Annotated in this window: 25 protein-coding genes; 12 read left to right on the forward strand and 13 right to left on the reverse strand. The window is 68.2% G+C overall.

Translation table 11 applies throughout. The features are described 5' to 3' along the window. Positions 1–24: 24 nt before the first annotated feature. A complete protein-coding gene (locus AC5P7F_RS02780; RefSeq protein ID WP_014647973.1) occupies positions 25–618 on the forward strand; it encodes a mechanosensitive ion channel family protein in 594 nt (197 codons plus the stop codon). A 200-nt stretch (positions 619–818) separates the two neighbouring features. Here the strand turns inward: AC5P7F_RS02780 and AC5P7F_RS02785 are convergent, their stop codons facing one another. Both AC5P7F_RS02785 and AC5P7F_RS02790 read right to left on the reverse strand, forming a co-directional pair. Next, positions 819–1,085, reverse strand: coding sequence for a DksA/TraR family C4-type zinc finger protein (locus AC5P7F_RS02785; protein WP_014647974.1), 267 nt, complete (start codon positions 1,083–1,085; stop codon positions 819–821). A 170-nt stretch (positions 1,086–1,255) separates the two neighbouring features. Then, positions 1,256–1,813 (reverse strand): DUF2058 family protein, encoded by a 558-nt coding sequence (locus AC5P7F_RS02790; protein ID WP_164077476.1) that lies wholly within the window; start codon positions 1,811–1,813, stop codon positions 1,256–1,258. Between the two features lie 62 nt (positions 1,814–1,875). Between AC5P7F_RS02790 and AC5P7F_RS02795 the strand changes: the two genes are divergently transcribed. From AC5P7F_RS02795 to AC5P7F_RS02805, 3 genes are all read left to right on the forward strand, one after another. Then, positions 1,876–2,376 (forward strand): M48 metallopeptidase family protein, encoded by a 501-nt coding sequence (locus AC5P7F_RS02795; RefSeq protein ID WP_014647976.1) that lies wholly within the window; start codon positions 1,876–1,878, stop codon positions 2,374–2,376. Between the two features lie 47 nt (positions 2,377–2,423). Then, positions 2,424–3,122 carry an RNA pseudouridine synthase gene (locus AC5P7F_RS02800; protein WP_046431915.1) on the forward strand — a complete coding sequence of 233 codons (699 nt, stop codon included), beginning with the start codon at positions 2,424–2,426 and terminating at the stop codon, positions 3,120–3,122. Between the two features lie 108 nt (positions 3,123–3,230). Further along, complete coding sequence (locus AC5P7F_RS02805; protein WP_049404698.1) at positions 3,231–4,823, forward strand: phospholipase D family protein; 1,593 nt, start codon at positions 3,231–3,233, stop codon at positions 4,821–4,823. 3 nt (positions 4,824–4,826) lie between these two features. Here the strand turns inward: AC5P7F_RS02805 and AC5P7F_RS02810 are convergent, their stop codons facing one another. Continuing rightward, positions 4,827–5,903, reverse strand: coding sequence for an HDOD domain-containing protein (locus tag AC5P7F_RS02810; protein ID WP_164077477.1), 1,077 nt, complete (start codon positions 5,901–5,903; stop codon positions 4,827–4,829). 278 nt (positions 5,904–6,181) lie between these two features. Here AC5P7F_RS02810 and AC5P7F_RS02815 point away from each other — a divergent pair, with 278 nt between their 5' ends. Further along, the gene (locus AC5P7F_RS02815; protein WP_008264553.1) at positions 6,182–7,279 is read left to right on the forward strand and encodes a Glu/Leu/Phe/Val dehydrogenase dimerization domain-containing protein; all 1,098 of its coding nucleotides are present in this window, start codon (positions 6,182–6,184) and stop codon (positions 7,277–7,279) included. Positions 7,280–7,326: 47 nt separating this feature from the next. Here AC5P7F_RS02815 and AC5P7F_RS02820 read toward each other — a convergent pair whose 3' ends face one another. Further along, on the reverse strand, positions 7,327–10,170 hold the full coding sequence (locus AC5P7F_RS02820; RefSeq protein ID WP_481462535.1) for a S8 family serine peptidase: 2,844 nt from the start codon (positions 10,168–10,170) through the stop codon (positions 7,327–7,329). A 182-nt stretch (positions 10,171–10,352) separates the two neighbouring features. Here AC5P7F_RS02820 and AC5P7F_RS02825 point away from each other — a divergent pair, with 182 nt between their 5' ends. The 3 genes from AC5P7F_RS02825 (at position 10,353) to AC5P7F_RS02835 (ending at position 12,561) form a co-directional block, all read left to right on the forward strand. Further along, positions 10,353–11,528, forward strand: a complete 1,176-nt coding sequence (locus AC5P7F_RS02825) for an acetyl-CoA C-acyltransferase (RefSeq protein ID WP_164077925.1) — start codon at positions 10,353–10,355, stop codon at positions 11,526–11,528. Positions 11,529–11,652: 124 nt separating this feature from the next. After that, on the forward strand, positions 11,653–11,994 hold the full coding sequence (locus AC5P7F_RS02830; RefSeq protein ID WP_005418203.1) for a hypothetical protein: 342 nt from the start codon (positions 11,653–11,655) through the stop codon (positions 11,992–11,994). A gap of 156 nt (positions 11,995–12,150) precedes the next feature. After that, the gene (locus AC5P7F_RS02835; RefSeq protein WP_014647982.1) at positions 12,151–12,561 is read left to right on the forward strand and encodes a hypothetical protein; all 411 of its coding nucleotides are present in this window, start codon (positions 12,151–12,153) and stop codon (positions 12,559–12,561) included. Positions 12,562–12,673: 112 nt separating this feature from the next. On the opposite strand, the gene AC5P7F_RS02840 is transcribed toward AC5P7F_RS02835, so the two are convergent. Beyond that, positions 12,674–14,311 carry an acyl-CoA dehydrogenase family protein gene (locus AC5P7F_RS02840; RefSeq protein WP_046431928.1) on the reverse strand — a complete coding sequence of 546 codons (1,638 nt, stop codon included), beginning with the start codon at positions 14,309–14,311 and terminating at the stop codon, positions 12,674–12,676. Positions 14,312–14,424: 113 nt separating this feature from the next. Here AC5P7F_RS02840 and AC5P7F_RS02845 point away from each other — a divergent pair, with 113 nt between their 5' ends. Genes AC5P7F_RS02845 through pdeM form a run of 4 tightly spaced genes read left to right on the forward strand, consistent with a single transcriptional unit; the run spans position 14,425 to position 20,114 of the window. Further along, positions 14,425–15,423: a ligase-associated DNA damage response exonuclease gene (locus tag AC5P7F_RS02845; RefSeq protein WP_046431930.1), complete on the forward strand. Its 999-nt coding sequence runs from the start codon at positions 14,425–14,427 to the stop codon at positions 15,421–15,423. Further along, a complete protein-coding gene (locus AC5P7F_RS02850) occupies positions 15,420–17,027 on the forward strand; it encodes an ATP-dependent DNA ligase (protein WP_046431931.1) in 1,608 nt (535 codons plus the stop codon). Before AC5P7F_RS02845 ends, AC5P7F_RS02850 begins: the two co-directional genes overlap by 4 nt. Beyond that, the gene (locus AC5P7F_RS02855; RefSeq protein ID WP_164077926.1) at positions 17,024–19,483 is read left to right on the forward strand and encodes a ligase-associated DNA damage response DEXH box helicase; all 2,460 of its coding nucleotides are present in this window, start codon (positions 17,024–17,026) and stop codon (positions 19,481–19,483) included. Before AC5P7F_RS02850 ends, AC5P7F_RS02855 begins: the two co-directional genes overlap by 4 nt. After that, entirely contained in the window at positions 19,473–20,114 is a 642-nt protein-coding gene (gene pdeM, locus AC5P7F_RS02860) for a ligase-associated DNA damage response endonuclease PdeM (RefSeq protein WP_014647987.1), read from the forward strand. Before AC5P7F_RS02855 ends, pdeM begins: the two co-directional genes overlap by 11 nt. Position 20,115: 1 nt before the next feature. Here pdeM and AC5P7F_RS02865 read toward each other — a convergent pair whose 3' ends face one another. The 8 genes from AC5P7F_RS02865 to AC5P7F_RS02900 all read right to left on the reverse strand — a co-directional run bounded on the left by AC5P7F_RS02865 (position 20,116) and on the right by AC5P7F_RS02900 (position 26,103). After that, a complete protein-coding gene (locus AC5P7F_RS02865) occupies positions 20,116–20,385 on the reverse strand; it encodes a hypothetical protein (protein WP_014647988.1) in 270 nt (89 codons plus the stop codon). A gap of 180 nt (positions 20,386–20,565) precedes the next feature. Next, positions 20,566–21,834, reverse strand: coding sequence for an FAD-dependent oxidoreductase (locus tag AC5P7F_RS02870; RefSeq protein ID WP_014647989.1), 1,269 nt, complete (start codon positions 21,832–21,834; stop codon positions 20,566–20,568). A gap of 125 nt (positions 21,835–21,959) precedes the next feature. Further along, a complete protein-coding gene (locus AC5P7F_RS02875; RefSeq protein WP_005410590.1) occupies positions 21,960–22,166 on the reverse strand; it encodes a cold-shock protein in 207 nt (68 codons plus the stop codon). 88 nt (positions 22,167–22,254) lie between these two features. After that, positions 22,255–23,001 carry an S-methyl-5'-thioinosine phosphorylase gene (locus tag AC5P7F_RS02880; RefSeq protein WP_164077928.1) on the reverse strand — a complete coding sequence of 249 codons (747 nt, stop codon included), beginning with the start codon at positions 22,999–23,001 and terminating at the stop codon, positions 22,255–22,257. A gap of 82 nt (positions 23,002–23,083) precedes the next feature. Further along, positions 23,084–23,638 (reverse strand): hypoxanthine-guanine phosphoribosyltransferase, encoded by a 555-nt coding sequence (locus AC5P7F_RS02885; protein ID WP_014038078.1) that lies wholly within the window; start codon positions 23,636–23,638, stop codon positions 23,084–23,086. After that, a complete protein-coding gene (nagZ, locus tag AC5P7F_RS02890) occupies positions 23,638–24,645 on the reverse strand; it encodes a beta-N-acetylhexosaminidase (protein ID WP_014647990.1) in 1,008 nt (335 codons plus the stop codon). The genes AC5P7F_RS02885 and nagZ overlap by 1 nt, the downstream gene beginning before the upstream one ends. A 160-nt stretch (positions 24,646–24,805) precedes the next feature. Continuing rightward, a complete protein-coding gene (locus AC5P7F_RS02895) occupies positions 24,806–25,501 on the reverse strand; it encodes a DsbA family oxidoreductase (RefSeq protein WP_014647991.1) in 696 nt (231 codons plus the stop codon). Between the two features lie 116 nt (positions 25,502–25,617). Further along, positions 25,618–26,103: a CYTH domain-containing protein gene (locus tag AC5P7F_RS02900; RefSeq protein WP_164077929.1), complete on the reverse strand. Its 486-nt coding sequence runs from the start codon at positions 26,101–26,103 to the stop codon at positions 25,618–25,620. Positions 26,104–26,114 lie beyond the last annotated feature (11 nt).

The following is a 26,114-nucleotide window of genomic DNA, read 5'->3' on the forward strand; positions in this document are numbered from 1 at the left end:
GTTATTGCCACCTGTTGTCGCCCCATGATGTTGTCGCTGAAGGATCACCTGCCGCCCTGGACCCACCCGTGGTTGAACTACGCCGGCGTCGCCCTGCAGATCGTAGGGGTGCTTCTGGTCGCGTGGCTCCTGCGCGTGCTCGCCCGGCGCCTGATCCGCCGCTTCGCCGAGCACTACACGTTGCCGCCCGAGATGGTGATGGGCGCGCGCCGGATCACCAGTTTCGTGGTCTATTTCAGTGCCCTGCTGTACATCCTCAGCCTGCTCGGCGCGAAGCCCTCGGTGCTGTGGACCGCGTTCACCGGCTTCGCGGCCGTGGGCGCGGTGGCCTTCTTCGCGGCCTGGAGCGTGCTGTCCAACATCTTCTGCACGCTGCTGATCTTCACCACCCGCCCGTTCCGCCTGCACGACTACATCGAGGTGCTGGAGAACGGCGAGAAGCCGGGCCTGAAGGGCCGGGTGATCGACGTGAACCTGATCTACACCACGCTGCAGGAGACCGGCGAGGGCCACGAGGGCACGGTGCTGCAGCTGCCGAACAACCTGTTCTTCCAGCGCACGGTACGGCGCTGGCGTGACCCGGCGCAGGCCCCCGGCGGCATCCAGGGCGACGGTTGAGGGTGGAGTTTTCGGCAGGGCTGCGCCCTGCACCTGCAGAGGCCGAAGCCGAAGCAAGATCAAGAGCGGCATTCCGTGGGATGGCGGGGCGGTGTGGGTCCGGTTGAGGGGGGCCAGATCAGTGAGCGCCATGGATGGCGCCTTTGATGTTGACGTTGCTTCTGCAGGTGCAGGGCGCAGCCCTGCAATAAAACACCCCTTTACCTCAGCTGGCTGTCCTTGCTGCCACGCCGGTTGTACCCGGCATGCGCCTGGTCTTCGTCGTCCCGCGCCTGCTGGCACGCAACGCACAACCGCACACCAGGCACAGCCTGGCGCCGCGCCAACGGGATCGGCGCGTCGCATTCCTCACAGTGTTCCAGACCGGGTCCCTCGCGCAGCTGGCGCCGCGCGCGGGCGATCGCGTCGTCGACGGTGGCGTCGATCTGGTCCTGGACCGCGCCGTCTCCTGCCCAACCGGTGGCCATGGCTATCCTCCGCAGGTGTGTCGCCCGATATGGGGACGATACACCCCGGCAGAAAGGAAGGCCTTCATGTAGAGCCGAGCCATGCTCGGCTGCTCTTCAGGATGCCAAACAGAATGCCGACGGATCCGATCAGGCCGATTGCGGCTTAATCCCCTCCGTCCCCTTTTTGCTTACCAGACCAGGTCGTCGGGCACCTGGAACTGCGCGTAATAGGCGTCGTCTTCTGCGTTGCCGGTGGAGATCTCGGCGGTCGAGCCCGGCTGGCCGTGGTCGACGATGATTGCTTCGGGTGCGCGTTCACGCACCTTTTCGGCGGCGGCGCGGGGCAGCAACGCATAGCCCTCGCCGTGGGCGACGATGACCAGCACGCCCACCGACAGCGCCTTGCGCAGCTTGGGGTCGATCAGCAGGGTACGGATCGCTGCGCCATCGCTGAAGCGGTACTCGTCGTCGCCCTTGTGGGGTACGGCATGGGCCGTGGTGATCTGCCTGGCCTGGGCCTTCTGTTCAGCCTGCCTGGCCTGGGCATTGCGTTCGGCGGCCAGTGCGCGGTCGCGCTCGACCTTCTCGGCGCGGGCACGTTCAGCCTCGCGCTGGACCTCGGCCGAGGTCGATTCGGCCTTGCCCTGGCGGGCCTTGGCCTGCTCGCGTGCGGCGGCGCTGGCCTGCGACTTCTTGGCCAGGCCGGCCTTGAGCAATTGTTCCTGCAGCGCGTTGGGCTTTGCCATGGTCGGTGCGTACCGCGTGTAATCTTGGATGCCCCATTCTACCGACGCCCCGCCGGCCCTGCATGGCAGTCCTGAAGTACCTCACCGGTTATCCCGAACCCCTGGTTGCCCAGGTCAGCGAGCTGCTGGCGCAGGGCAGGCTCGGCCCCTGGCTGCAGCAGCGCTACCCCGACCCGCACGAGGTGCGCAGCGACCGCCAGCTGTACGACTACACCCAGGAGCTGAAGGACCGTTACCTGCGCAAGTCGGTGCCGCTCAACAAGGTCTGCTACGACAATACGCTGGAAGTGATCAAGCACGCGCTGGGCACCCACACCGCCATCTCCCGCGTGCACGGCGGCCGCCTCAAGGCCAGCCGCGAGATCCGCATCGCGACCGTGTTCCGCCAGGCACCCGCGGCGTTCCTGCGCATGATCGTGGTGCATGAGCTGGCCCACCTGAAGGAAGCCGACCACAACAAGGCCTTCTACCAGCTGTGCCAGCACATGGAGCCGGACTACCTGCAGCTGGAGTTCGATACCCGCCTGTACCTGACCGAGCTGGCCAACCGCGGCCAGCGCTGACCGGCCGCAGCAGCTACACTGCGCGCCCCCTGCCCGACCTGCCTGCCATGGAACCGATCCGTCTCGACAAACGCCTGTCCGCCCTGCTCGGCATCCCGCGCGGCGAAGCGCGGCGCTACATCGAGGGCGGCTGGGTCACGGTCAACGGCGACGTGGTGGAACAGCCGCAGCGCCCGGTCGATGGCAGCGCGGTGATCGTGGTGGCCGAACAGGCCAGCGATGAAAAGGCCGAGCGGGTCAGCATGCTGCTGCACAAGCCGGCCGGTGTCGCCGCCGAAACCCTGTGTGCCCTGGTCAGCAGTGACAGCCGCAGCGAACTTGATGCCAGCGACATCCGCCCGTTGCAGCGTCACTTCCACGGCCTGCAGCTGGCCGCCTCGCTGCCGGCCAGCGACAGCGGGCTGGTGGTGGTCAGCCAGGATCCGGCCACGCTGGCCCACCTGCAGCGCAACCTGGGCCGTACCGAGCAGGAATACCTGATCGAAGTGGCCGAAGGCGGTCCCGAGCGCGGGCCGTGGCTGATGGCGCGGCTGCAGCAGGAATCGGGCGGCGCCAAGGTCAGCTGGCAGAGCGAGCAGCGCCTGCGCTTCGCCGGCAAGGGCCTGACGGCCAAGGGGCTGCGTGTGGCGGTCAGCGCCGCCGGCCTGCAGGTCACGGCCGTGCGCCGCCTGCGTATCGGACGCGTGGCGCTGGGGCCGCTGCCGCCGGGGCAGTGGCGCTACCTGGGCAGCGACGAGCGGTTCTGAGGTGTGCGGGTCAGGGCCCTTTCCCGTGGAGAGGGATCCGGGGGTCGGATCCCGTGCCGAAGGCAGGGGCTCTGACCCCCTGTCGATCCTGCAGGCATTCCTTCACGCATGGCGTGGCTCTACCATCGGGGCATGAGCCTGCCCAAGCCGCTGTGGCGACGCCTGCTGCGTGTTGCCGCGATCATCCTCGCCGTGCTGGTGCTGCTGGTCCTGTCCGGGCTGCTGCTGGCCGACCATCTCACGCCGCAGGCGCATGGCGCGCCTTCGCACGTGCTGCCGCTGCAGCCGGCACAGACCCGCATCGACCAGCAGATCGTGCCGCTGCAGGCGGCCCATCCCGGCCAGTCGGGCGTGGCCTTCCTCAGCGATGGCATGGATGCCTTCGCCGCCCGCGCGATGATCACCACCCAGGCCGGCCGCAGCCTGGACCTGCAGTACTACATCTGGCACGACGACCTGATCGGCCACCTGATGGCCAAGGCGCTGTACGACGCCGCCGAGCGCGGCGTGCGCGTGCGCATCCTGCTCGATGACATGAATGCCAAGGACAAGGACGCGCTGATGATGGCGCTCGATGCCCATCCGAACATCGAGATCCGCCTGTACAACCCGTTCCGCAACCGGACCGGCATCCTGCGCATGGTGGAGATGGTGCAGCGCTTCTTCAGCGTGAACCACCGCATGCACAACAAGAGCTGGATCGCCGATGGCCGCGTCGCGATCGTCGGTGGCCGCAACATCGGCGAGGAGTACTTCAGCGCGCGCACCGACGTGAACTTCCAGGATCTGGACCTGCTGGTCGCCGGCCCCGCCGTGGAGCAGGCCAACCGGATCTTCGACGACTACTGGAACAGCGAAACCGCCATCCCGGTATCCGCGCTTGCCTTCCATACCGACGCACAACTGCGCCTGCTGGTGCGCGAATCGGACCACGAGGCGCAGCGGGACGTGGCCCGCCCCTACCTTGCGCGCGTGGCCGAATCACGCCAGCGGCAGCGCCCGAGCCCCGAGCCGTTGCACTGGAGCGGTGCCGTGCGCATCGTGTCGGACCCGCCGATGAAGCACCGCAGGGATGATCGCGCCACCTGGCTGGTGTCGACCCTGATCAGCGAGCTGCAGGCCGCCCGGCACAAGGCCCTGTTGATCTCGCCCTACTTCGTGCCCGGCAACGAGGGCCTCGATGGCTTTTCGGCAATGGCCGGGCGGGGCGTGCAGGTGGGCGTGGTCACCAACTCGCTGGCCGCCAACGACGTCGCCGCCGTGCACGGGGGCTACATGGGCTACCGCGTGCCACTGCTGGAAGCCGGCGTCCACCTGTACGAGCTGAAGGCACAGGGTCAGTCGGGCGATGCCGGCGTGTTCGGCAGCAGCGGCGCGAGCCTGCACACCAAGGCATTCCTGATCGATGACCGCCGCGGTTTCGTCGGCTCCTTCAACCTGGACCCGCGCTCGGCCTACCTGAACACTGAAATGGGTGTGCTGTTCGACGATCCGGTGCTGGGTACACAACTGCGGGACGAATACCTGCGCCTGGCTGACCCCAGGCACAGCTGGTGGCTGGCACTGGACGACCGCCGCCGGTTGCGCTGGCTGGAGCGCGAACCGCCCCCCCACTGGGTGGAGGCCGAGCCAGGGGCAACGGCGCGCAAGCGCTGGTTGTCGCGGGTGATCAGCTGGCTGCCGGTGGAATCGCAGCTGTAGCGCTCAGGACGCCGGAGCGGCCTCATCCTGTCCGGCCTCATCCAGCGTTTCCACGTTGCGCCCATGCAGGCGCCGCCAGATCCAGCGCAATGCATGCGGCGGTGCCGAAGGCAGCTGCTCCAGCAGGGCCAGCATGCGGCTCTGGCTGGCATGCCCATGGCGGCACAACAGGCTGGCCGCTGCGGCCGCGCTGGCCAGGCGCAGGCTGTCGGCCAACGGTCCTTCCGCATCCACCGCCAAGGCCTGGTGAACCGGCTCAGGCAACTCCCATGCGGCAGCGACCCGCTGCGCAAGTGGCAACGACCACTGCTGCAACAGCTGCAGGGCCAACGCCGGTTCCACGGGCTCGCCACGGGCCTGTGCCTCCTGCAGCAGCTGGCGCATCACCAGCGCCGCACCCAGCCCCTGCACCAGGCCCAGCCACTGCGCGGCGAAGGCATCGCCGAAGGTGACCGTGCGTGCGTGGTCGGCCGCTGCACGCGATGCCAGCAGTGCGTGCTCCCAGATGATCGCGCTGAACTGCGGGAACACCTCGCATTGCACCTGCATCACCGGCTGTACCAGTACCGCACTGATGATCTGGCGCACGCCCTCGGTGCCGACCAGGGTCACCGCCCGCTGCAGGCTCTCTACCGGGCGCTCGTGGACCTTGTAGGCCGGGCTGTTGGCGATGCGCAGCAGGTTGCCGGTCAGCACCGGGTCCTGGCCGATGATCGCGGCCATCACCCGGGCCGAGGCGGCATCGTCGTTGACGGTCTGGATCAGCTGCGGCAGCAGCTGCGGCCGGCGGGGCAGCTGCCTGGCCGCCCAGTCGCGGTCCTGCAGCGCGCGCGCCACCGCCTCGCCCAGGCCTGGGTCCTGCATCGGCGTTGGCTCGCCGGCCAGCCGTGGGTACAACGCAAGCGCATGCAGCCCGCGTTGCAGGTGAGCGGCGATCTCCGGCGACGGCAGCGCCTCGCCCTGCAGGCTTGCGGCTGCGGCGGCCACCGCCTGGCGGGATGCGGCAACCAGCCGCGCCGGTGCCGCCCCGGTCGAACGTGTCAGCCAGCCGCGCAGCGATCGCCACCATGCCGCTGTCATCGCCGCCCGCCCCGTCGTTGTGATGCCCCTGCCGTCACTGACCGCCCTGCCTCTTCACGCCCATCCGGCCACCCGCCGTCGTCGCAGCATCGGCCGCACTTTCATCTTCTTTAACCGGACGGCCGCCGACGTCGACGGCAACGGCCGGGCGAATGGACTAGAATGGCGCCGCGCGACCCGTCCCCCAGCCATGACGACGTCGCTTTTTTTGTTTTGGGACCCTACCGTTCACTGGCCGTTCGCTGCAGTTCGCCGCTGTTCGCGCCATCGGAGACGCCATGCTATTCGAAACCCTCGCCACCACCGGCCACGAACAAGTGGTGTTCTGCCACAACCACGATGCCGGCCTGAAGGCGATCATCGCCATTCACAACACCACCCTGGGCCCGGCCCTGGGCGGCGTGCGCATGCGCCCCTACGCCAGCACCGACGAGGCACTGGCCGACGTGCTGCGGCTGAGCCGGACGATGACTTACAAGAATGCGCTGGCCGGCCTCAACGTCGGTGGCGGCAAGGCGGTGATCATCGGCGACCCGAAGGTGGACAAGACCGAGGTGCTGTTCCGCGCCTTCGGCCGTTACGTCGACTCGCTGGGCGGCCGCTACATCACCGCCGAAGACGTCGGCACCGACGTCAACGACATGGAGAACATCTACCTGGAGAGCCAGTTCGTGACCGGCGTGCACCAGGTCCATGGCGGCTCCGGCGATCCGGCCCCGTTCACCGCCTACGGTGCGCTGCAGGCGCTGATGGCGGCGATGCGCTTCAAGTTCGGCCACGAGGAAGTGGGCAAGACCAGCATCGCGGTGCAGGGCCTGGGCCACATCGGCATGGAGCTGGTGAAACTGCTGCGCGACCGCGGTGCCAAGCTGTATGTCACCGACCTGGACAGCGCACTGGTTGATCGCGCGGTCAGCGATTTCGGCGCCGAAGCGGTCAAGCCCGACGAGATCCACGAAGTGAACGCCGACGTGTTCGCACCGTGCGCGCTGGAAGGCGCGATCAACGCCGACACCCTGCCGCGGATCAAGGCCAAGATCATCTGCGGTACCGCCAACAACCAGCTGTCGAGCCTGGAAATCGGCGATGAACTGCACGCGCGCGGCATCCTGTATGCGCCGGACTATGCGGTCAACGCTGGCGGCGTGATGAACGTGTCGCTGGAGATCGATGGCTACAACCGCGAACGCGCGATGCGCCTGATCCGCAGCATCTATCACAACCTCACCCGCATCTTCGAACTGTCGCAGCGCGAGAACATCGCGCCGCAGCGTGCGGCCGACCGCATCGCCGAAAGCCGCATCCTGTCGATCGGCAAGCTGAAGATGCCGCTGGGCCGCAGCACCCCGCGCCTGGGCAACCTGCGCGGCGGCTGAGCCTGCCGATGTCGCGCCGGAGCTGACGTCCCGGCGCGACCTCCCGCTCAGAACCCGGTGCTGTAGCGCAGCGCCGCCTGGCGCGCGCCCTCGCCACCGACGCGCTGGTCGAAGCCCAGGCTCAGGCGGCCATTGCGGCCCCACCACGACTCCAGCGCCACGCCGAACAGCGCACTGCCACGCGGTGCGTCCCATCCCGCCAGGGGTGCCCAGGCATCGACACCAACGAAGCTGGCCTGCCAGTCCGCATCGGCACCGTCGAGCCGTTGCTGCCACTCGGCGTGCCCGCGCAGCGTCCAGCGCCCCCAGCCGCGCTCGCCGCGGATACCGGCCAGCATCTGGCTGCGCTGCACGCGGTTGGCGTCGCCACGCAGGCCGAAGCCGAAACCACCCAGCTCATTGAAGGCATCGGTATCCACGCGCGTGGTGCTGGCACCCAGATACGGTGTCAACGACGCGCCCGCGCGGCCAAAACGATAGCCGCCTTCGACGCTGGCACTGCTGAAGCGTCCGCCGTAACGTGCGGAAACACCATAGGCACCGGCGCCCAGCAGCAACTGGCGATCCAGCGCACGGGTGAACTGGCCGCTGCCGACCTGCGCCAGCGCATAGCCCCGGCCCAGGTTCCAACCGGCGTACAACTGTGCCTGCGCCTGGCGATCACGCCCACGATCGCCGCCGAAGCTGCTGCCACCATTGCTGCGGGTCTCGCCAAAGGCCACGCCCATCAGCCCATTGCTGCCCAGCGGCAGGTCCTGGCCGGCCATCCAGCCACGGCTGTCGGCGGCATTGCCGGCAAAACTGCCCTGCCCGGCCTCACCGAGCGCGCTCTGCCAGGCCCCGCGCAGGCGCGGCGCCGCCTGCACGCGATCGAAGCGCTCGGCGATCGCACGGCGCGACATGTCGATGCTGTCGAAGGTGGCCGACTCGGCCCGCGCATGCGCCTGCCCGGACAGGCTCTGCAGGCTGGCTGCCAGGCCCTCGCTGCCACCGCCGGTCCACTGCAGCGCACCGGCCGCCGTGCCGAAGGCCGAGCCCTGCAGCGCAGGACTGCCATCGAGTGCGCTGAACGCACCTTCCAGTCGTTGCGCCGCGGACTGCGCCGAGGCCGCGAGCCCGGTCGCCGCCGCCGTCACGCTCACCTGGGTCAGGTTCAACCAGGCAGTGTTGCTGTCATAGCCATAGCTGCTCTGCAGCAGCGACAGGCCCTGCAGGCCGCTGGAGGAGGCCGGGCTGCTGAAGGTGCCGCTCAGGCCACCGGCCGCATGGACCAGGTCCTGGCGGCTGCCGTTCTGCGGCACGTAGCCGGAGACGAAGCCATGCACGCGCACGCCACCATTGATCGAGGCCGTGCCGGTCACCTGCAGCGCATTGGCACCGAGCGCGATCATCAACTGGCCACCCGCCTGCTGCTTGTAGTTGCCCTCGATGGTGCCGGTGGTGCTGCCGGTGGTCAGGAACACGCTGCTGCCGTTGACCACGTTGCCGATCACGCGCGGCGTGCCGCCATTGAACTGCAGGCCGGTCGAATCCGGGTCGGGCTGGCCGAGGATGGTCACGTTGGAACGGATGACACCGCCGTTCTGCAGCGACAGGATGCCGCGTTCGATGCGGGTGGCGCCGCTGTAGCTGTTGTTGCCTGCGAGCACCAGGCTGCCCCCGCCCTGCTTGACCAGGCCGCCGCTGCCGACGATGTCGTTGCTCCACAGCGAGCCGCTCGATGGCGCATCGACATTGGCCACTACATCACCCCAGTCGAAGCGGCCCGGGCCCTTGATCGCCCGCGAGATGTCGAGCAGGCCGTAGCCGAACACCGCATCCACGCCGGGCGCGCCGATGTCCTTGGCCGTGCCCAGCAGGGTCTGCCGCACCAGGTTGTTGTCGAAGTACGGGTAGCGCTGCCAGACCAGCGCGGCGGCGCCGGAGATCAACGGGGCGGCGAAGGACGTCCCGTAGTTCCAGTAGTAGGTGCTGCCATTGGCATCGGGATAGACCGCGCTGCCCGGCGCAGCCAGGCAATAGCGCGCCGCCTGCCCGCAGGCATTGGCGTAGCTGGCCAGCGTGCCCGGTGCATAGGGATCCACTGCGGTCGCCACCAGCCAACCGCGCTCCAGGTCGGCCGCCGGCAGCGAGCCGGCAACGCCCAGCTGGCTGGGCAGGGCGGCCAGGCTGCTCGGTTCGGTGCGCGCATCGTTGCCGGCCGCGAACACCACCAGGCCGCCATGGTTGATGACGAACGGACGGTACTCGGCCGCCACCTGCGCGGTGGTTGGCAGGTCGGTCCAGTACAGGCCGCCCCACGAGTTGTTCATCACCTTCACGTTGTAGCTGATCAGGTCCTGGTGGACCTGCGCCACGCCCAGCGGACCGCTGAAGGAATTGCCCTTGCCGCTGCCGTCATCGACCGGCGGCTTGTCGGCGATGATCCGCGCCGAAACGATCTGCGCACCGGGGGCGATGCCGCCCGGCCAGGTTCCCACCGGCGCGCCGGCGGCCAGGCTGGCTACCGCCGTGCCGTGGCCCACCACGTCGTCCACCAGCAGGTTGTTGCGCGCCGGATCGATGTAGTTGAGGTTGCCCACCACCCGCCCGTTCAATGCCGCTGCGTTGCGCTGCACGCCCGAGTCGACGATGCCGATGCGCACGCCCTGCCCGGTCAGGCCGGCGGCCTGTGCGGCACGCGCATTGGTCACTGACAGGTGCGCGTCGAAGGCCGGTTCCTGCGGCTTGGCCGGAGGCGGTGCCGTCGGAGGGGGCGTCGTTGGGGGTGTGGGGGTGGTCGGAGGGGGATCGATGCGGACATTGCCGCCGCCTCCGCCGCCGCCACATGCCGTCATTGCCATCGCCAGCGCCGTTGCCAGCGCGGACCTAACCATCGTCGTGCGTTCCATCGATTCCTTCCCATGAACGTTGACCTGCCTACATCCCGGCAGGCGTGCGGTGCCGCCCAGCGGCGGCCCTCCCCGACCCTCTATACTTGGGCCGACCCCCACGCAGTCTGCCGGGAAACCGGGGCGCTTCCAACGTCCGCGGTCTCCTTTCCGAACATTGCTTACGCATCAACGAGATTGCCATGTCCAACATCGTCATCGCCGCCGCCAAGCGCACCGCCATCGGCTCCTTCCTCGGCCAGTTCAACGGCGTGCCGACCCCCACCCTCGGCGCGGCCGCCATCGCTGCCGCCCTGGAACAGTCGGGCGTACCGGCCAGCGACGTCTCCGAGGTCCTCATGGGCTGCGTGCTGCCGGCCAACCTCGGCCAGGCGCCCGCCCGCCAGGCGGCGATCGCCGCCGGCATTCCGCTGTCGACCGGCGCCACCACCCTCAACAAGGTGTGCGGCTCGGGCATGAAGACCATCATGCTCGGCCATGACCTGATCAAGGTCGGTTCGGCCAGCATCGTGGTCGCCGGTGGCATGGAATCGATGTCCAACGCCCCGCACCTGCTGCCGAACTCGCGTACCGGCAACCGCTTCGGCAACTTCCAGGCGGTCGACCACATGGCCCACGACGGCCTGGTCAACGCCTATGACGGCAAGGCCATGGGCGAATTCGCCGAATGCGCCGTGGACAAGTACCAGTTCAGCCGCGAGGAGCAGGACGCCTACGCGATCGAATCGGTCAAGCGCGCGCAGGCCGCACAGGCCAACGGTGCGTTCGCCGACGAGATCGTCGCGGTGAAGGTAGCCACCCGCAAGGGTGACGTCGAGGTCGCCACCGACGAGCAGCCGGGGCGCTCGGATATCGCCAAGATCCCGACCCTGCGCCCGGCCTTCAAGAAGGACGGCAGCGTCACCGCCGCCAGTTCCTCCAGCATCTCCGACGGCGCCGCCGCGGTGGTCCTGCTGACCGAGGAAGACGCGGCCGCCCGTGGCATCACTCCGCTGGCCCGCATCGTCGGCCACGCCACCCATTCGCAGGAACCGGAGTGGTTCACCACCGCCCCGATCGGCGCGATCCACACGCTGCTGGCCAAGACCGGCTGGTCGCTGGACCAGATCGACCTGTTCGAGATCAACGAGGCCTTTGCCGTGGTGGCAATGGCGCCGATGCGTGAGCTGGGCATCCCGCACGACAAGCTGAACGTGAATGGCGGTGCCTGCGCGCTGGGTCATCCCATCGGTGCCTCCGGTGCACGCCTGGTGGTGACCCTGGTCAACGCCCTGCGCACGCGCGGTGGCAAGCGCGGCATTGCCACCCTGTGCATCGGTGGCGGCGAAGCAACGGCAATCGCCATCGAATTGATTTAAAAAGATTTAACGATGATTTCGCAAAAATGAATGCGGGATCGCTTGACACCCAATCTTGGCTTGTCATCATGTTGTCGGCGCGCAGCATGCGCGTTGCCTAATTCTAACGACGAGGATTTACACAATGAGCATCAACAAGCTGCTGGTCGCGATGTCCCTGGCTCTGGCCCTGGCCGCCTGCTCGAAGCAGGAAGCTGCCCAGGACGCCGCTGCTTCGGCCAACGAAGCCGCCACCGAAGCCCAGGCTGCTGCCGACCAGGCCGCCGCTGCCGGCGCCCAGACCGCCGACGCTGCCCAGCAGGCTGCCAACACCGCCGCCACCGCTGCTGACGCTGCGACCGACGCTGCTGCCAACACCGCTGCTGCCGCGACCGACGCTGCTGCTGGCGAAGCCAAGGACGCTGCCAAGGCTGCCGAAGCTACCGCTGAGCAGGCCAAGGACGCTGCTGAAGAAGCCAAGAAGTAATAACTTCTTTCTTCACGCTGTTCCGGAAAAGCCGCTGGTTCGCCAGCGGCTTTTTCTTTGCGCCACTGCGACCTCGCGGCGCGGGCATCGCGACCCCGCCTTCACAACGGCATGAATAGGCTGGCGTCCCCATCCATTGCAGTACCGGAGACCGCCATGAAGATTCGCCCGATCACCACCACCCTGCTGGCCGCCTCCCTGCTGCTGGCTTTGGCCGCCTGCAAGGGCCCGGAAGCCGAACAGGCCAAGCAGGACGCGCAGCAGGCCGCTGACAGCGCCGGCGCGGCTGCCCGCGATGCCGTCGACAAGGCGGCAGAAGCTACCCGTGACGCCGCCGACAAGACCGCTGCAGCCTCCGAGCAGGCCGCCGCCGATACCCAGCAGGCGCTGGACAAGGCTGCAGACGCCACCGCCAACGCTGCCGACAAGGCCAAGGACGCCGCAACCGACGCCGCCGCACACGCCAGCGACGCGACTGCCAACGCCGCACAGAAGGTGGCCGACAAGGCCCGCGATGTCGCCAATGACGCGAAGGCGAACGCCGCCAAGGAAGAAGCCAAGCACTGAGGCGTACCGGCAGCCAGGCATGGGCCCGGCGCTACAGGAAAAGCCGCGGCACTGCCGCGGCTTTTCTGCTTTTCGCTTTGCGTTTTTTCCGTTGATTCCGTGGTGGGCGCTCCTACGGCAGCGCGCGCACCAGCATCGCCGACAGATCCACGCCCGTCGGCAGGGTCCCGAACACCAGCCCATGCTCCGCTTGCAGCCGGCTGCGCACGAACGCCTCTGCCATCGGACTTTGCGCACGCAACAGCAGCGCGGCCTGCAACAACAGCACTGTGCGCTCGCAGAACAGCCGCGCCTGCGACTCATCCGGTGGCGGTGCTGCTGCCCACCGCTGCAAAGCCGCTGCGTAGCGCGCATCACGATCGGCCACCGCCGCCAGTTCAGCGCGCAGCGCCGCCAGCGCCTCCGGTTCGCGCGCCAGCGCGCGCAGCACGTCCAGACACTGGATGTTGCCGCTTCCTTCCCAGATCGAATTCAACGGTGCCTGCCTGTACAGCCGCGGCAGCATCGATTCCTCCACATAGCCCGCGCCGCCCAGGCATTCCTGTGCTTCATTGACGAAGGCCGGCGCGCGCTTGCACAACCAGTACTTGCCCAGCGCCGTCCCCACACGCGCCAACGCGGCTTCGTTGGCATCCACGCCGGCCCGGTCCACCGCACGCGCGATGCGCATCGACAGCACTGTGGCCGCTTCCGACTCCAGTGCCAGGTCGGCCAGCACATTGGTCATCAACGGGTGCTCGACCAGCAGCTTGCCGAACGTGCGGCGATGACGTGCGTGATGCAGCGCCTGCGCCAGCGCCATGCGCATTTCCGCCGCCGCGCCCAGCATGCAGTCCAGGCGGGTCATCATCACCATGCCGATGATGGTGGCCACGCCGCGTCCCTCCTCGCCCACGCGCCACGCCTGCGCCCCGCAGAACTCGACTTCGCTGGAGGCATTGGCCCAATCGCCAAGCTTGTCCTTCAAGCGCATCAACCGGAATGCGTTGCGGTCGCCGTCGGCCAGCCGGCGCGGCATCAGCAGGCAGGTCAGTCCTCCCGGCGCCTGCGCCAGCACCAGGAAGCCATCGCACATCGGTGCGGAAAAGAACCACTTGTGACCGACCAGGCGATAGCGCTCGCCATCGATCGGTTCAGCGCGCGTGCTGTTGGCACGCACATCCGAGCCTCCCTGCTTCTCGGTCATGCCCATGCCCAGCGTGATGCCGGCCTTGTCCGCCACCGGTACATCGCGCGGGTCATAGACCGGCGCTGCGGCCTTGCGCGCCCACTCGGCCAGGTGCGGCTGCGTGTGCAGCACTGCAACTGCCGCATGGGTCATCGTCAACGGGCAACTGGTGCCAGCCTCGGCCTGGTGGTGCAGGTAGCTCAACACCGCGCGCGCGACATGCCCGCCCGGTTGCGGCTCGTGCCAGGACAACCCGGCGACCCCGTGCGATTTCGCTGTGCCCATCAACTGGTGATAGGCCGGATGGAACTCCACCGTATCGATGCGATGGCCCTGCGCATCATGCGTGCGCAGGCGCGGCCGATCGCGGTTGGCATCGAAGCCGAGCCGGTACAGTTCGTCACCCGCCAGCGCACCATAGACCGCCAGCCGCGGCGCGAAGCCGCCAGCGCCTTCGCGCTGCACCGCCTCCATCAGCGCCACGTCATCGGTCCACAACTGGCGCCCCGCGAACGACGGCGGCTGGTTCAGCACCACATGGGTTTCGTAGGGCGCATTGCTGCTGAAGCTGGGTCCACTCATCCGGTCCGTCCTGGCGGCAAGAGATCTGCGGTCCGATTGTGCCGCATCGCCTGCCAAGCCCGTGTTCAGGCCGATTCTCACCCTGTGCACGAGCGGCCGGCCACAGTGACCGCATGGCAGTCAACGACGATCTGGTGGTCCTGCGCCCCGAAGGGCTGTACTGCGCCGCCGGTGATTTCCACATCGATCCCTGGCGACCGGTCCCGCGCGCGGTCATCACCCATGGCCACGGCGATCACGCACGCCCGGGCATGGGCGAGTACCACTGCAGCGACGGCAGCCTGCCGATCCTGCGCTGGCGCCTGGGCGATGTGCCGGTGCAGGCGCATGCCGAGGGCGTGCCGTTCCGCCTGGGCCGGGTGCAGGTATCGCTGCATCCCGCCGGCCATGTACTGGGGTCTTCGCAGGTGCGCATCGACGACGGGCAGCAGGTCTGGGTGGCGTCCGGCGACTACAAGCGCCAGCCTGATCCAACCTGTGCGCCGTTCGAAGTGGTGCCCTGCGATACCTTCATCACCGAGGCCACCTTTGCCCTGCCGATCTATCGTTGGCCGGACACGCCCACCGTCGCTGCGGAGATCGTGGCGTGGCGACGCGAATGCGAACAGCGCGGCGAAGCTGCCATCCTGCTGTGCTATGCACTGGGCAAGGCGCAGCGGGTACTGGCCGAACTGCTGCCGCTGGACGATCGCCCGGCCTGGCTGCACGGTGCCATCGCCAATGGTGTGGAGGTGTATCGGCAGGCCAACGTGCCAATGCTGGAGACGCTGGCGGTGGCCGAGCAGGGTCGCCAGCCGGATGCCGCCGGCCAGTTGATCCTCGCCCCGCCCTCGGCCGCCGGCACACCGTGGATGCGCCGCTTCGGCCGCTACCAGCTGGGCTTCGCCTCGGGCTGGATGCAGCTGCGCGGCAACCGGCGTCGCCGCAACGTCGATCGTGGCTTCGTCATTTCCGATCACGCCGATTGGCCCGCACTGCTGCAGACCATCGAACAGACCGGCGCGCAGCGGGTGATCGCCACCCATGGCAATACCGATGCGTTGATTCCCTTCCTGCGCGAGCGCGGCGTAGCGGCTGAAGCCTTCCGTACCGATTTCGGGAGCGAGGAATGAAGGCCTTCGCGGCGCTCTACCAGCGCCTGGACCGCAGCACCGCCACGCTGGACAAGCGTGCGGCATTGATCGATTACTTCCGCCAGGCAGGCGCGCACGATGCGGCGTGGGCGCTGTACCTGCTCAGCGGTGGCAAGGTGGGCGGCGCACGCCGCAAGATCGCCGCCAGTGGCGAACTGCGCGCCTGGATTGCCGAAGAATCCGGCTTGCCGCCATGGCTGGTGGAAGATAGCTATGCGCAGGTCGGTGACCTGGCCGAAACGTTGACCCTGCTGCTGGATGATCCATCCCAGCCGGCCGCTGACCGTGCGTTGGCGGATTGGATCGAACAGCATCTGCTGGCGGTGGCCAACCAGCCCGAAGCGGTACGCCGTGCGGCGGTCGTCGCGGGCTGGCAGCAGCTGTGCAGCAGCGAACGCCTGGTGTTCAACAAGCTGCTGACCGGCGCCCTGCGCGTTGGCGTCTCGCAGCGGCTGGTGCAGCAGGCACTGGCGGAGTGGTCCGGCCTGGACATCGCGCGCATCGCCCAGCGCATGCTGGGCGAGTGGGTGCCCTCGCCCGCACTGCTGGGCCAGCTGCTGTCGCCGGATGAGCTGCCACTGGACCGGCAGCAACCCTACCCGTTCTTCCTCGCCTCGCCACTGGAAGGCGATCCTGCCGAACGCCTCGGCCCCATCGAAGATTGGCTGCTGGAATGGAAGTGGGATGGCATCCGCCTGCAGCTGCTGCGCCGGCGCGGCGAGGTCGCATTGTGGTCACGCGGCGAAGAGCGGCTGGATGGTCGCTTCCCCGAAATCGAACAGGCGGCGATGGCGCTTCCCGATGGCTGCGTGCTGGACGGAGAGCTGCTGGCGTGGGACGAAGCCACGGACCTGCCGCGTGCATTCACCGCGCTGCAGACCCGCATCCAGCGCCGCAAGCCCGGTGCGGCTACCCTGCGCAACACGCCGGTGCGCGTGCTCGCCTATGACCTGCTGGAACACGATGGCGCGGACCTGCGTGAGTTGCCGTTGCGGGAACGGCGTGCACGGCTTGCCGACGTCGTCGGTGCCCTGGGTGATGCACGGATCCAGCTCTCACCCGACGTTGCCGCCGAAGACTGGCCGCAGGCGGCGGCGATGCGCGATGTGGCACGCGAACGTGGCGTGGAAGGGCTGATGCTGAAACGTCGTGCCTCGCCCTACCAGGCCGGGCGACGCCGCGGTGACTGGTGGAAATGGAAGGTCGATCCGCTCACCATCGATGCAGTGCTCCTGTACGCGCAGGCAGGCCATGGGCGGCGCAGCACGTTGTACACCGACTACACCTTCGGCGTCTGGGACGGCGACACGCTGGTACCGGTGGCCAAGGCCTATTCGGGCCTGGATGACAAGGAGATCCTCGCGCTTGATCGCTGGATCCGCGCCAATACCCGCGAGCGCTTTGGCCCGGTGCGCAGCGTACGCCCCGAACACGTCTTCGAACTGGGCTTCGAGGCGGTCAACCGCAGCAGCCGGCACAAGTCCGGTATCGCCGTACGCTTTCCACGCATCCTGCGCTGGCGCCACGACAAGCCAGCCAGCGAGGCCGATCAGCTGGCTACCCTGCAGGCGCTGGCGCGATGAACCGCAGCCAGGCACTACGCCGGCTGGAAGACTGGTTCGCGTCGAAAGGCTGGCGCTCGTTGCCGTTCCAGCGCGCGATGTGGCGGCACTATCTCGCCGGCGGATCCGGGTTGCTGCACACGCCCACAGGCAGCGGCAAGACACTGGCGATGTTCGGGGGACCGCTGCTGCAGGCCATGATCGACCCACCGCCTTCGCCCCGCCGCGCCAGTGCGGTACGCCCGCTGCAGGTGCTGTGGGTGACGCCCTTGCGCGCGTTGGCCAGCGACACCGCGCGTGCGCTGCAGGCCGTGGTCGATGGGTTGCAGCTTGGATGGCGTGTCGGCCTGCGCAGCGGTGACGCCAGCAACCGCGAACGACGACAGGCACGCGAGGGCCGCATCGACGTACTGGTCACGACGCCGGAATCGCTGGCGCTGCTGTTGAGCTATCCGGATACGCTGCCGCGCATGCGCCAGCTGCGCTGCGTGGTGGTGGACGAATGGCACGAACTGCTGGGCAACAAGCGCGGCGTCCTGCTGCAGTTGAATCTGGCCGTGCTGCGCGATGCCGCGCCTGCATTGCAGCTGTGGGGGCTGTCGGCCACGCTGGGCAATCTGGATGAGGCGCGCGACGTGCTGCTGCCCGGACAGCCCGACGCGCCGATCGTGCAGGGCGTGCGCCCGCGTGCGACCACGGTGCGCAGCCTGCTGCCCGAACCCGGTGAACGCTTTCCCTGGGCCGGGCACCTGGGCCTGGCCCAACTGCCGCGGGTGCTGGACGCATTGATGCAGGCACGCAGCAGCCTGCTCTTCACCAACACCCGTGCACAGGCAGAACTGTGGCATCAGGCGCTGGCGTCGGTTTGGCCCGAGGAACACGACACGCTTGCGCTGCACCACGGTTCGCTGGATCCGGCGCTGCGCCAGCAGGTGGAGGACGGGCTGCGTGCAGGAACGCTGCGCTGCGTGGTCGCCACCTCCAGCCTCGACCTCGGCGTGGACTTTCCCGAGGTCGAACAGGTACTGCAGCTGGGCAGCCCGAAGGGCGTCGCCCGCCTGCGCCAGCGCGCCGGACGTGCGCGCCATCGTCCCGGTGCCAGTGGCGCGATCCTCTGCGTGCCGAGCCATGCGCTGGAACTGGCCGAGTACGCAGCCGTGCGTCGCGCACTGGCCGAAGGCGTGGTCGAAGCACGCAGGCCACCGATGCTGTCGCTGGACGTTCTGGCCCAGCATGCGGTCAGCCGTGCCCTGGCCGGTGGCTTCCACGGTGATGCGCTGCTGGCGCAGGTCCGGCGCACCCATGCGTTCGCATCCCTGGCCGAGGACCAGTGGCAGGCCGTGCTGACTTTCATCGTGCAGGGAGGCCAGGCCCTGGCCCAGTACCCTGACTTCCACAAGGTCGTGCAGGACGCCGATGGCCGCTACCGGATGCACGACCGGCGCCAGGCACTACGCCACCGGCTGTCGATCGGCACCATCAGCAGTGATGGCAGCGTGCGCGTGCAGTTCCTGCGCGGGGCCGGCCTCGGCGCCGTGGAGGAACAGTTCGCCAGCCGCCTGCGCCGCGGAGACCGCTTCCAGTTCGCCGGGCGCCTGCTGGAGCTGGTGCAGCTGCGCGACATGACCGCCTTCGTGCGGCTGGCACGAGGGCGCGGTGAAGGTGTCGTGCCCCGCTGGCAGGGAGGCCAGCTGCCGCTGTCGATGGCACTGGGCAGCGAACTGGAGTCGGTGCTGTCAGGCGCCGACGACAGTGCGGAAGCGCGCTGGCTGGCACCGCTGCTGGCACTTCAGCAGCAGGCGTCGGCGCTTCCCGGCCCGGACCACGTGCTGCTGGAAGACGTACGCCGCCGCGAAGGCCAGTTCCTCTTCGTCTATCCCTTCGCCGGACGCCACGTGCACGAGGCGCTGGCCGCCCTGTTGGCACTGCGCTGCACCCGCCAGCAACGCAACAGCATCGGCTATGCCGTGAATGATCACGGCCTGGTGCTGGCACCGGCGCAGGCGATCGACCTGGACGCGGCGCAATGGCATGCGTTGTTCACCACCGATCAGCTGCTGGACGATCTGCGTGCGGCGGTGAACCTGGGCGAGCTTGCGCGGCGCCAGTTCCGTGGCATCGCGCGCGTCGCAGGCCTGCTGGTACCCAGCCTGCCGGGGGGCATGCCGCGATCGCTGCGCCAACTGCAGGCCTCGGCGGGCCTGCTGTATGACGTGTTGCGCGAGCATGACCCCGAGCACCTGCTGCTGGCGCTCGCCGAACGCGAAGTGCTGCATGACAGCCTCGACCTGCCGGGGCTGCGCCAGGTGCTGGTCCGGATCGGCGCGCGACGCATGTCGATGCAGCGCCCTGCATCGCTGACGCCCCTGGGCTTTCCACTGTGGGCCGAACGCCTGCGCGGGCAGTTCAGCAACGAGGACTGGCGTACCCGCGTGCAACGCGCGGCCCAGCAGCTGGAACGTCGCCATGGCCGATGAAATACCGCTGCTGCTTGCCGGCGAACCGGTGACCCTGGCGGGCGCACGCGCACTCTACTGGCCGGCGCGGCAGGCGCTGCTGATCGCGGACCTGCACCTGGGCAAGGCCGATGTGTTCCGCCGCGCCGGCATCGCGCTGCCCAGCGGCGGAACCGGCGAAGACCTGCAACGCCTGCAGGGTCTGCTGGACAGGCATGCCTGCCGCGAACTGTGGATCCTGGGCGACATCCTGCATGGGCCGGCGCATCGCGCCGCCTGGTACCAGCAATGGCTCGGCTGGCGCGAACGCAACACCGCACTGGACGTGCATGTCCTGCGCGGAAATCATGACCGGCAGCTACCGCATGCCCAGCTGCAGGTGCAGATCCACGAGGAGGTGCGGCTGGCGCCGTTCCTGCTGCGCCATGAACCGTGCGCAGATCCGGCGTGGCACGTGCTCGCAGGCCACCTGCATCCGCAGGTCGCACTGCCCGCATTGCGCCGGCGCTTCCCGGCCTTCTGGCTGCGCGAGCGGATGACGGTCCTGCCGGCCTTTTCCGGGTTCACCGCCGGAATCGTGCCTGCTCCCGCCAGCGGCGAACAGATGATCGCCTGCGTGGAAAACGGCCTGGTGGAACTGCCAGTGGCTTGAATCAGGCCGGACGAATGTCCAGCTGCGGCATCAACTGGAACTCAGGCGTGTCAACTTCACGTCGCCGCGGCAAGGCCTGGATTGCCGCCAGCATCTCCTGTGCGCAGGCGCGGATGCGTCCGTGGTGCTCCGGCGATGCATGACTGATCAAGCTGCCCACATGGAATTCGAACACGTCCTCCAGTACGTCGGGCTGGTCCTCGTGCAGCATCTGCAACAGTCCGCGCAGCTTGCAGATTTCCGATTCCAGCTCCTCGACCGCGAACCACATGGCGTCCTCCTCTTCAACAACAGGCGGCACGTCCGGGCCGCGACAGGCCGCAACGGCAGCGCCGCCCGGGCCACGCGCGATGTCAATCACGGAAAGGAAAACGGGCGACGCGCAATCGCGTGCAACCTACTTCTCGCATATACACGGTGAGGCAACCGTTAACTCGCGTGACAGCGCGCTTCACGCATTCGCAGTGATCGCGCTGATGCCAGGCATCTGCGCCCCTGCAGCCAACGCGTCGACAAATGCCGGATCCAGCGCAAGCGAACCGAACCAGCCATGCTGGGTACCGCTGAGCACGCGCAGCATGTGGCCACGCCCACCCGGCAGGCGCCCCATCGGCCCGAGCAGCACGTCGCGCGCCTTTGCCCAGGCATCGCGATCAGACTGGAACAGCGGCGTCAGCCAACGGCTCCAGCGCTGGTAGACCGCAACGTGCGCCCTGCGCTGCGCCTGGTAGGCCTGCAATGCAGCGCCTCCCCCGCCATGTGCGCGCACGGCATCGCGCAATGCCAGCGCATCGAGCAGCGCCATGTTCACGCCCTGCCCCAGCTGCGGGCTCATCGCATGTGCGGCATCGCCGGCCAGCACCATGCGGCCGCAATGCCAGCGCGTCATCACGGCGTCACGGTAGACCGCGCGCGCCAGCTGGCCGGCATCATGCAGATGCGCAAAGCGCGCGCTGGCCTGCGGCCACAGCGCGTGCAGCTCGTCCAGCCAGGGCGTCATGCCATCGGCCTGCCATCGTTCGAAGTCGGCGCGTGGCAGGCTCCAGAAGAAGCTCAGGCGCGGCGTGTCATCACCTGGCCGCGTACCGACCGGCAGCAGCCCGATCATCTTGCGCGCGGCCACGTAGCGCTGCCGCAGCTCCTGCAGGTGCGGCCAGTCCTCGGCCGGCAGCAGGCACCACAGTGCGCCCCAGGGATACACGCGGTCCAGCCCGGTGCCGCCTTCGATCGAGCCGCGCAGCGTCGAAGCCGCACCATCGGCGGCCACCACCAGGTCGAACGGCCCATGCATGCGGCCCTCACTGTCATGCAGGCGGCCCTGTGCGGCATCCACTGCGGCGATGGTGACGCCGGCATGCAGCTGGCCCGCACCCGCACGCGCCCCGTCCAGCAGCGAGAACAGCGCCCCACGCTGCATGCCGAGGCCGTGCAGGCGCGCGTCCAGGCCGTCATAGCGCATGTCCATCACCGTGCGCTCGCACGGTGTATCGCCATAAAGACGGTGCACCGGCGCCGCATGCGCGCGCACGGCATCAAGCAGGCCCATCTGCCACAGCACCTGCAGGCCGCTGGGCTGCAGCAGGAAGCCGGCGCCAACCGGCCCCGGCGAGGGCACGCGTTCGAAGATCTCCACCTCGTGGCCATCACGAGAGAGCAGGATGGACAATGCCTGTCCAGCGGTGCCGTAGCCGATCACGGCGATGCGCAGTCGTTCCTTCATCGGCGCATTGTGCCCGAGCGCAAATCCGGATGGCCACCTGGAACCCTGTCCACAGCGCCGCAATGCCCGTCGCGACGCAAAAAAAACCCCGCCGAAGCGGGGTTTTCAACGCACTGTCGAGTGGATCACTCGGCCGGCGTGATGTTCGAAGCCTGGGCACCCTTCGGGCCCTGGGTCACGTCATAGGTGACACGCTGGCCTTCCTGCAGGCTGCGGAAGCCCTTGGAGTTGATGGCGGAGAAGTGCGCGAACACGTCGGCGCTGCCATCCTCCGGCGAGATGAAGCCAAATCCCTTGGCGTCGTTGAACCACTTGACGGTACCGTTCGGCATGGTGATGCGAGACCTTATGCAATGAATGGGTGGTGTACGCTGAACCCGCGCACAAGCTGAGTATGCAAAGCTTGCTCGGGGAAGACAATCACCCCCGCGCCAATTCGCCCACCAGTTCCGGAAGTCCGTTGCTGGCCGCCTGCACGTTCGCCAGTACTTCGGCCATCGTAATTTCCTCGCCATCACCGCAGCCGGCGGCCCAGTTGGCGATGATTGCCAGGCAGGCGTAATCCAGCCCCAGCTCGCGTGCCAGCGCGGCCTCCGGCATGCCGGTCATGCCTACCAGGTCGCAGCCGTCACGGCGCATGCGGGCGATCTCGGCGATGGTCTCCAGGCGCGGGCCCTGCGTCGCGCCATAGCAGCCGCCGTCATGGACCGTGACGCCGGTCACTTTCGCTGCCGCCAGGATCTTGCTGCGCAGTATCGGCGTATAGGGGTGGCCGAAATCGACATGGACCACGTCCGTGCCTTCTTCTTCACAGATCGTGCTGATGCGGCCCCAGGTGTAGTCGATGATCTGGTCCGGGCAGGCCAGCACGCGCGGGCCGAAGTCTTCGGTGATGCCACCCACCGTGTTCAATGCCAGCACGCGCTGCGCGCCCAGCTGCTGCAGTGCGGCCAGGTTGGCGCGGTAGTTGATCTTGTGCGGCGGCAGTGAGTGCCCCTCGCCATGCCGCGCCAGGAACGCCACGCGATGGCCGAGCAGCGTGCCCACGCGCACCGGGCCGGACGGGCGGCCAAAGCGGGTGTCGACCTCGTGGGTCTGCACGTCGTCGAGCTTGGCCAGGTTGTAGACACCGGTACCGCCGATCACGGCCAGGGCGATCTGTTGCATTCAAAGCACTCCATGGAAAGACGAACGCCGGCACCCGAGGATGCCGGCGGTGGAAGAAGACGCGCCGCAGGCAGCTGCGCCGTTACTCCTTCATTGCGTAGATCGCCGGCACGCAGCGCAGGGTCTCGTTGACGTCCATGCCGAAGCCGAACACGTAGCGGTCCGGCAGCTCGATGCCGGCGTAGTCGGCGGTCACGTCCGGCAGTGCGCGGTCGTGCTTCTTCACGGTCATCGCGGCGATGCGCACGTCGGTCGCGCCCTGCTCCAGGCACCAGGTGCGGACGCCCTGCAGGGTGTAGCCCTCGTCGAGGATGTCGTCGATCAGCAGCACGCGGCGGCCGAACAGCGAGGTGGCCGGCTTGTGCTTCCAGACCAGGTCACCGCCGGTGGTTTCACCGCGGTAGCGGGTCGCGTGCAGGTAATCGAACTGCACGTCCTGGCCGCGCGCGCCCAGTTCCAGCGCCAGCTGGCCGGCGAACGGCAGCGCACCATGCATGATGGACAGGAACAGCGGCACCTCGCCCTTGTAATCGCGCGCGATGGCGTCGGCGATACCGGCGATGGCCTTGTCGATGGTGGGGCGGTCGACCAGCAGGTCAGCCTGGGCCAGGGCCTGGGAAATGGTGAGGTTGGGCATCAGACGGTTCTTCCAAGGGTTTCAAGCAGACGGGATTGGGTGTCGCCATGGCGGGCGTCGGCCAGCAGGCCGTCCCAGCCGAGCGCGCCGCGGCCAAGCAGGCCCAGCAGCGCAGCAGTATTGAGGGAGCGTCCCTGCACCGCGTGCAGGGCTTCATCGACCAGTTCCGGGTGGCAGACCAGCACCACGTCGCAGCCGGCATCCAGGTGCGCGTGCACGCGTGCCGGCACGCCACCGGCACTGTGCGAGGCGGCCATGCCGATGTCATCGGAGAACACCACGCCACGGAAGCCGAGCTCGCCACGCAGGATGTCCTGGATCCAGCGCGGGGAATAGCCGGCCGGCTCCGGCGCCACCTGCGGATAGATCACGTGCGCCATCATCACCGCATCGGCACCGGCGGCGATGCCGGCCTGGAACGGCACCAGGTCCTGGGCGCGCAGTTCGTCCAGCGCGCGCGGGTCGATCGCGGTATCGACGTGGGTGTCTTCCAGCACGGTGCCGTGGCCGGGGAAATGCTTGAGCGTGGCGGCCATGCCGACCGCATGCATGCCGCGCACATAGGCGGCGGTGAACGCGGCCACCACCTGCGGGTCTTCACTGAAGGCACGGTTGCCGATGGCGCGGTTGCCGCGGCCAAGGTCGACCACCGGCGCGAAACTCAGGTCGAGGCCGCTGGCACGTACTTCGCTGGCCATCAGCCAGGCATGCTGCTCGGCCAGGGCCAGCGCCTGCTGCGGGTCGGCGGCGTACAGCGCGCCGATGTCCTGCAGCGGCGGCAGCGCGCTGTAGCCCTCGCGGAAACGCTGCACACGGCCGCCTTCCTGGTCCACGCAGATCAGCTGCGGGCGCGGGGCGGCGGCACGGATCGCCGCACTCAGATCGGTCACCTGCTGGCGCGAGGCGAAGTTGCGCTTGAACAGCACCACCCCGGCCACGGCGTCGTGCTGCAGCCAGTCACGTTCCTGGGCGGTCAGTTCGGTGCCGGCAACGCCGATCAGCAGCATGGTCGATCTCCACAACGCGCGCCCGCATGGCGCAGTGCCGCATTGTCGCAGAACCGGCCGACAGGCGCAGGGGTCAGACGAAGGGGAGTGTGGGGTCAGAGCCCCTGCGGGGATCTGACCCCGGGGTCGGATCCCCGCAGGGGCTCTGACCCCGATCTGCTCAGACCTTGCAGCCGTCCGGGCCGCAGGCCTCGTCGCCGTCAGCCGAAGCTGCCGGGGCGCCCTGTTCGGCTGCGATCTGGCGAAGGGCGTTGGCGAAGGCCTCTGGCGGCTGGGCCCCGGAAATGGCCCACTTCCCATCGATGACGAAAGTCGGCACCGAGGAAATGCCCAGTGCATGGGCCTGCGCCAGCCTGGCTTCGACCTCGGCCAGGCCGCGGTCGGAGCCCAGCATCTGCGCGATTTCAGCACCGTCCAGGCCGCCAGCCACGCCGGCCTTCACCAGCACTGCAGTATCGGCCAGATTCTGGCCATGCTCGAAGTGGGCACGGAAAAGTGCTTCGCCGACCGCATCCTGCACGCCGTGCTGGCCGGCCAGCCACAACACCCGATGGGCCGGCAGCGTGGTCACCCGCACCTGGCCCTGGCTGAAATCCATCGGCAGGCCCTCGGCCCGCGCGGTGGTCTGGGTCTGGCCGAGGATCTGCTCGGTGCGCTCGACGCCACCGAACTTGCGCACATAGGCCTCGCGCAGCGGCACCGGGGTGGCGTCCGCGTCCGGGTCCAGCTGGAACGGCTGCCAGTGGATATCGAGTTCAGGCGCATTGGCGCCGAGCAACTGCACACCCTGCTGGAAGCGATGCTTGCCGATCCAGCACCAGGGGCAGACCACGTCGGAGTAGATGTCGATTCTCATCCCCACCACATGGGGCCCGCCTCCCTCGAAAAAAGGGGACGGAGGGGATTAAGTCGTTTCCAGCACAGCTGGGGTAAAGACGACTTAATCCCCTCCGTCCCCTTTTTTTGGGGGCTTCACCACTGTGAATAGGGGTGACTGGCCAGTGCGACGTTGTAGTAGCGCGCGTCGTCGGTGACTTCGGCACCCACCCAGTCCGGCAGTTCGATCGCCTGGTCGGCGCTGTCCAGCTCGACTTCGGCCACGACCAGGCCGGCGTTGTCGCCGAGGAACTCGTCCACCTCCCAGGTCAGGCCGGCGTGTTCGACCAGGTGGCGGCGCTTGTCGATCAGGCCACCGACGCACAGCGCCAACAGGGTGCGCGCATCCTCCACCGGGATCGGGTAGTCGAACTCCTGGCGGGTATGGCCGATGGTGCGCGACTTCAGGTTCAGCGCGGCGTGGTCGCCTTCGATGCGCACGCGCACCGAGGCGTTCTGGGTGCCGCGGTCGAGCGCGCCCATGTCGTTGATGTAGCCCTGCGCCATCGGGATCACCCGATGCGCGGCGGTGCGCCAGCCATCACTGCTGACGAGGAATTTGCGTTCGATTTCGATGCCCATCGCGCCATTAT

The sequence above is a fragment of the Stenotrophomonas sp. YJH_SMC_105-26 genome, from assembly GCF_059368915.1.

Excerpts from the sequence above, each read along its gene's own strand:
- AC5P7F_RS02780 (WP_014647973.1), top strand. The coding sequence starts at position 25 with ATGATGTTGTCGCTGAAGGATCACCTGCCGCCCTGGACCCACCCGTGG.
- AC5P7F_RS02785 (WP_014647974.1), bottom strand. The coding sequence starts at position 1,085 with ATGGCCACCGGTTGGGCAGGAGACGGCGCGGTCCAGGACCAGATCGAC.
- AC5P7F_RS02790 (WP_164077476.1), bottom strand. The coding sequence starts at position 1,813 with ATGGCAAAGCCCAACGCGCTGCAGGAACAATTGCTCAAGGCCGGCCTG.
- AC5P7F_RS02795 (WP_014647976.1), top strand. The coding sequence starts at position 1,876 with ATGGCAGTCCTGAAGTACCTCACCGGTTATCCCGAACCCCTGGTTGCC.
- AC5P7F_RS02800 (WP_046431915.1), top strand. The coding sequence starts at position 2,424 with ATGGAACCGATCCGTCTCGACAAACGCCTGTCCGCCCTGCTCGGCATC.
- AC5P7F_RS02805 (WP_049404698.1), top strand. The coding sequence starts at position 3,231 with ATGGCGTGGCTCTACCATCGGGGCATGAGCCTGCCCAAGCCGCTGTGG.
- AC5P7F_RS02810 (WP_164077477.1), bottom strand. The coding sequence starts at position 5,903 with ATGACAGCGGCATGGTGGCGATCGCTGCGCGGCTGGCTGACACGTTCG.
- AC5P7F_RS02815 (WP_008264553.1), top strand. The coding sequence starts at position 6,182 with ATGCTATTCGAAACCCTCGCCACCACCGGCCACGAACAAGTGGTGTTC.
- AC5P7F_RS02820 (WP_481462535.1), bottom strand. The coding sequence starts at position 10,170 with ATGGAACGCACGACGATGGTTAGGTCCGCGCTGGCAACGGCGCTGGCG.
- AC5P7F_RS02825 (WP_164077925.1), top strand. The coding sequence starts at position 10,353 with ATGTCCAACATCGTCATCGCCGCCGCCAAGCGCACCGCCATCGGCTCC.
- AC5P7F_RS02830 (WP_005418203.1), top strand. The coding sequence starts at position 11,653 with ATGAGCATCAACAAGCTGCTGGTCGCGATGTCCCTGGCTCTGGCCCTG.
- AC5P7F_RS02835 (WP_014647982.1), top strand. The coding sequence starts at position 12,151 with ATGAAGATTCGCCCGATCACCACCACCCTGCTGGCCGCCTCCCTGCTG.
- AC5P7F_RS02840 (WP_046431928.1), bottom strand. The coding sequence starts at position 14,311 with ATGAGTGGACCCAGCTTCAGCAGCAATGCGCCCTACGAAACCCATGTG.
- AC5P7F_RS02845 (WP_046431930.1), top strand. The coding sequence starts at position 14,425 with ATGGCAGTCAACGACGATCTGGTGGTCCTGCGCCCCGAAGGGCTGTAC.
- AC5P7F_RS02850 (WP_046431931.1), top strand. The coding sequence starts at position 15,420 with ATGAAGGCCTTCGCGGCGCTCTACCAGCGCCTGGACCGCAGCACCGCC.
- AC5P7F_RS02855 (WP_164077926.1), top strand. The coding sequence starts at position 17,024 with ATGAACCGCAGCCAGGCACTACGCCGGCTGGAAGACTGGTTCGCGTCG.
- pdeM (WP_014647987.1), top strand. The coding sequence starts at position 19,473 with ATGGCCGATGAAATACCGCTGCTGCTTGCCGGCGAACCGGTGACCCTG.
- AC5P7F_RS02865 (WP_014647988.1), bottom strand. The coding sequence starts at position 20,385 with ATGTGGTTCGCGGTCGAGGAGCTGGAATCGGAAATCTGCAAGCTGCGC.
- AC5P7F_RS02870 (WP_014647989.1), bottom strand. The coding sequence starts at position 21,834 with ATGAAGGAACGACTGCGCATCGCCGTGATCGGCTACGGCACCGCTGGA.
- AC5P7F_RS02875 (WP_005410590.1), bottom strand. The coding sequence starts at position 22,166 with ATGCCGAACGGTACCGTCAAGTGGTTCAACGACGCCAAGGGATTTGGC.
- AC5P7F_RS02880 (WP_164077928.1), bottom strand. The coding sequence starts at position 23,001 with ATGCAACAGATCGCCCTGGCCGTGATCGGCGGTACCGGTGTCTACAAC.
- AC5P7F_RS02885 (WP_014038078.1), bottom strand. The coding sequence starts at position 23,638 with ATGCCCAACCTCACCATTTCCCAGGCCCTGGCCCAGGCTGACCTGCTG.
- nagZ (WP_014647990.1), bottom strand. The coding sequence starts at position 24,645 with ATGCTGCTGATCGGCGTTGCCGGCACCGAACTGACCGCCCAGGAACGT.
- AC5P7F_RS02895 (WP_014647991.1), bottom strand. The coding sequence starts at position 25,501 with ATGAGAATCGACATCTACTCCGACGTGGTCTGCCCCTGGTGCTGGATC.
- AC5P7F_RS02900 (WP_164077929.1), bottom strand. The coding sequence starts at position 26,103 with ATGGGCATCGAAATCGAACGCAAATTCCTCGTCAGCAGTGATGGCTGG.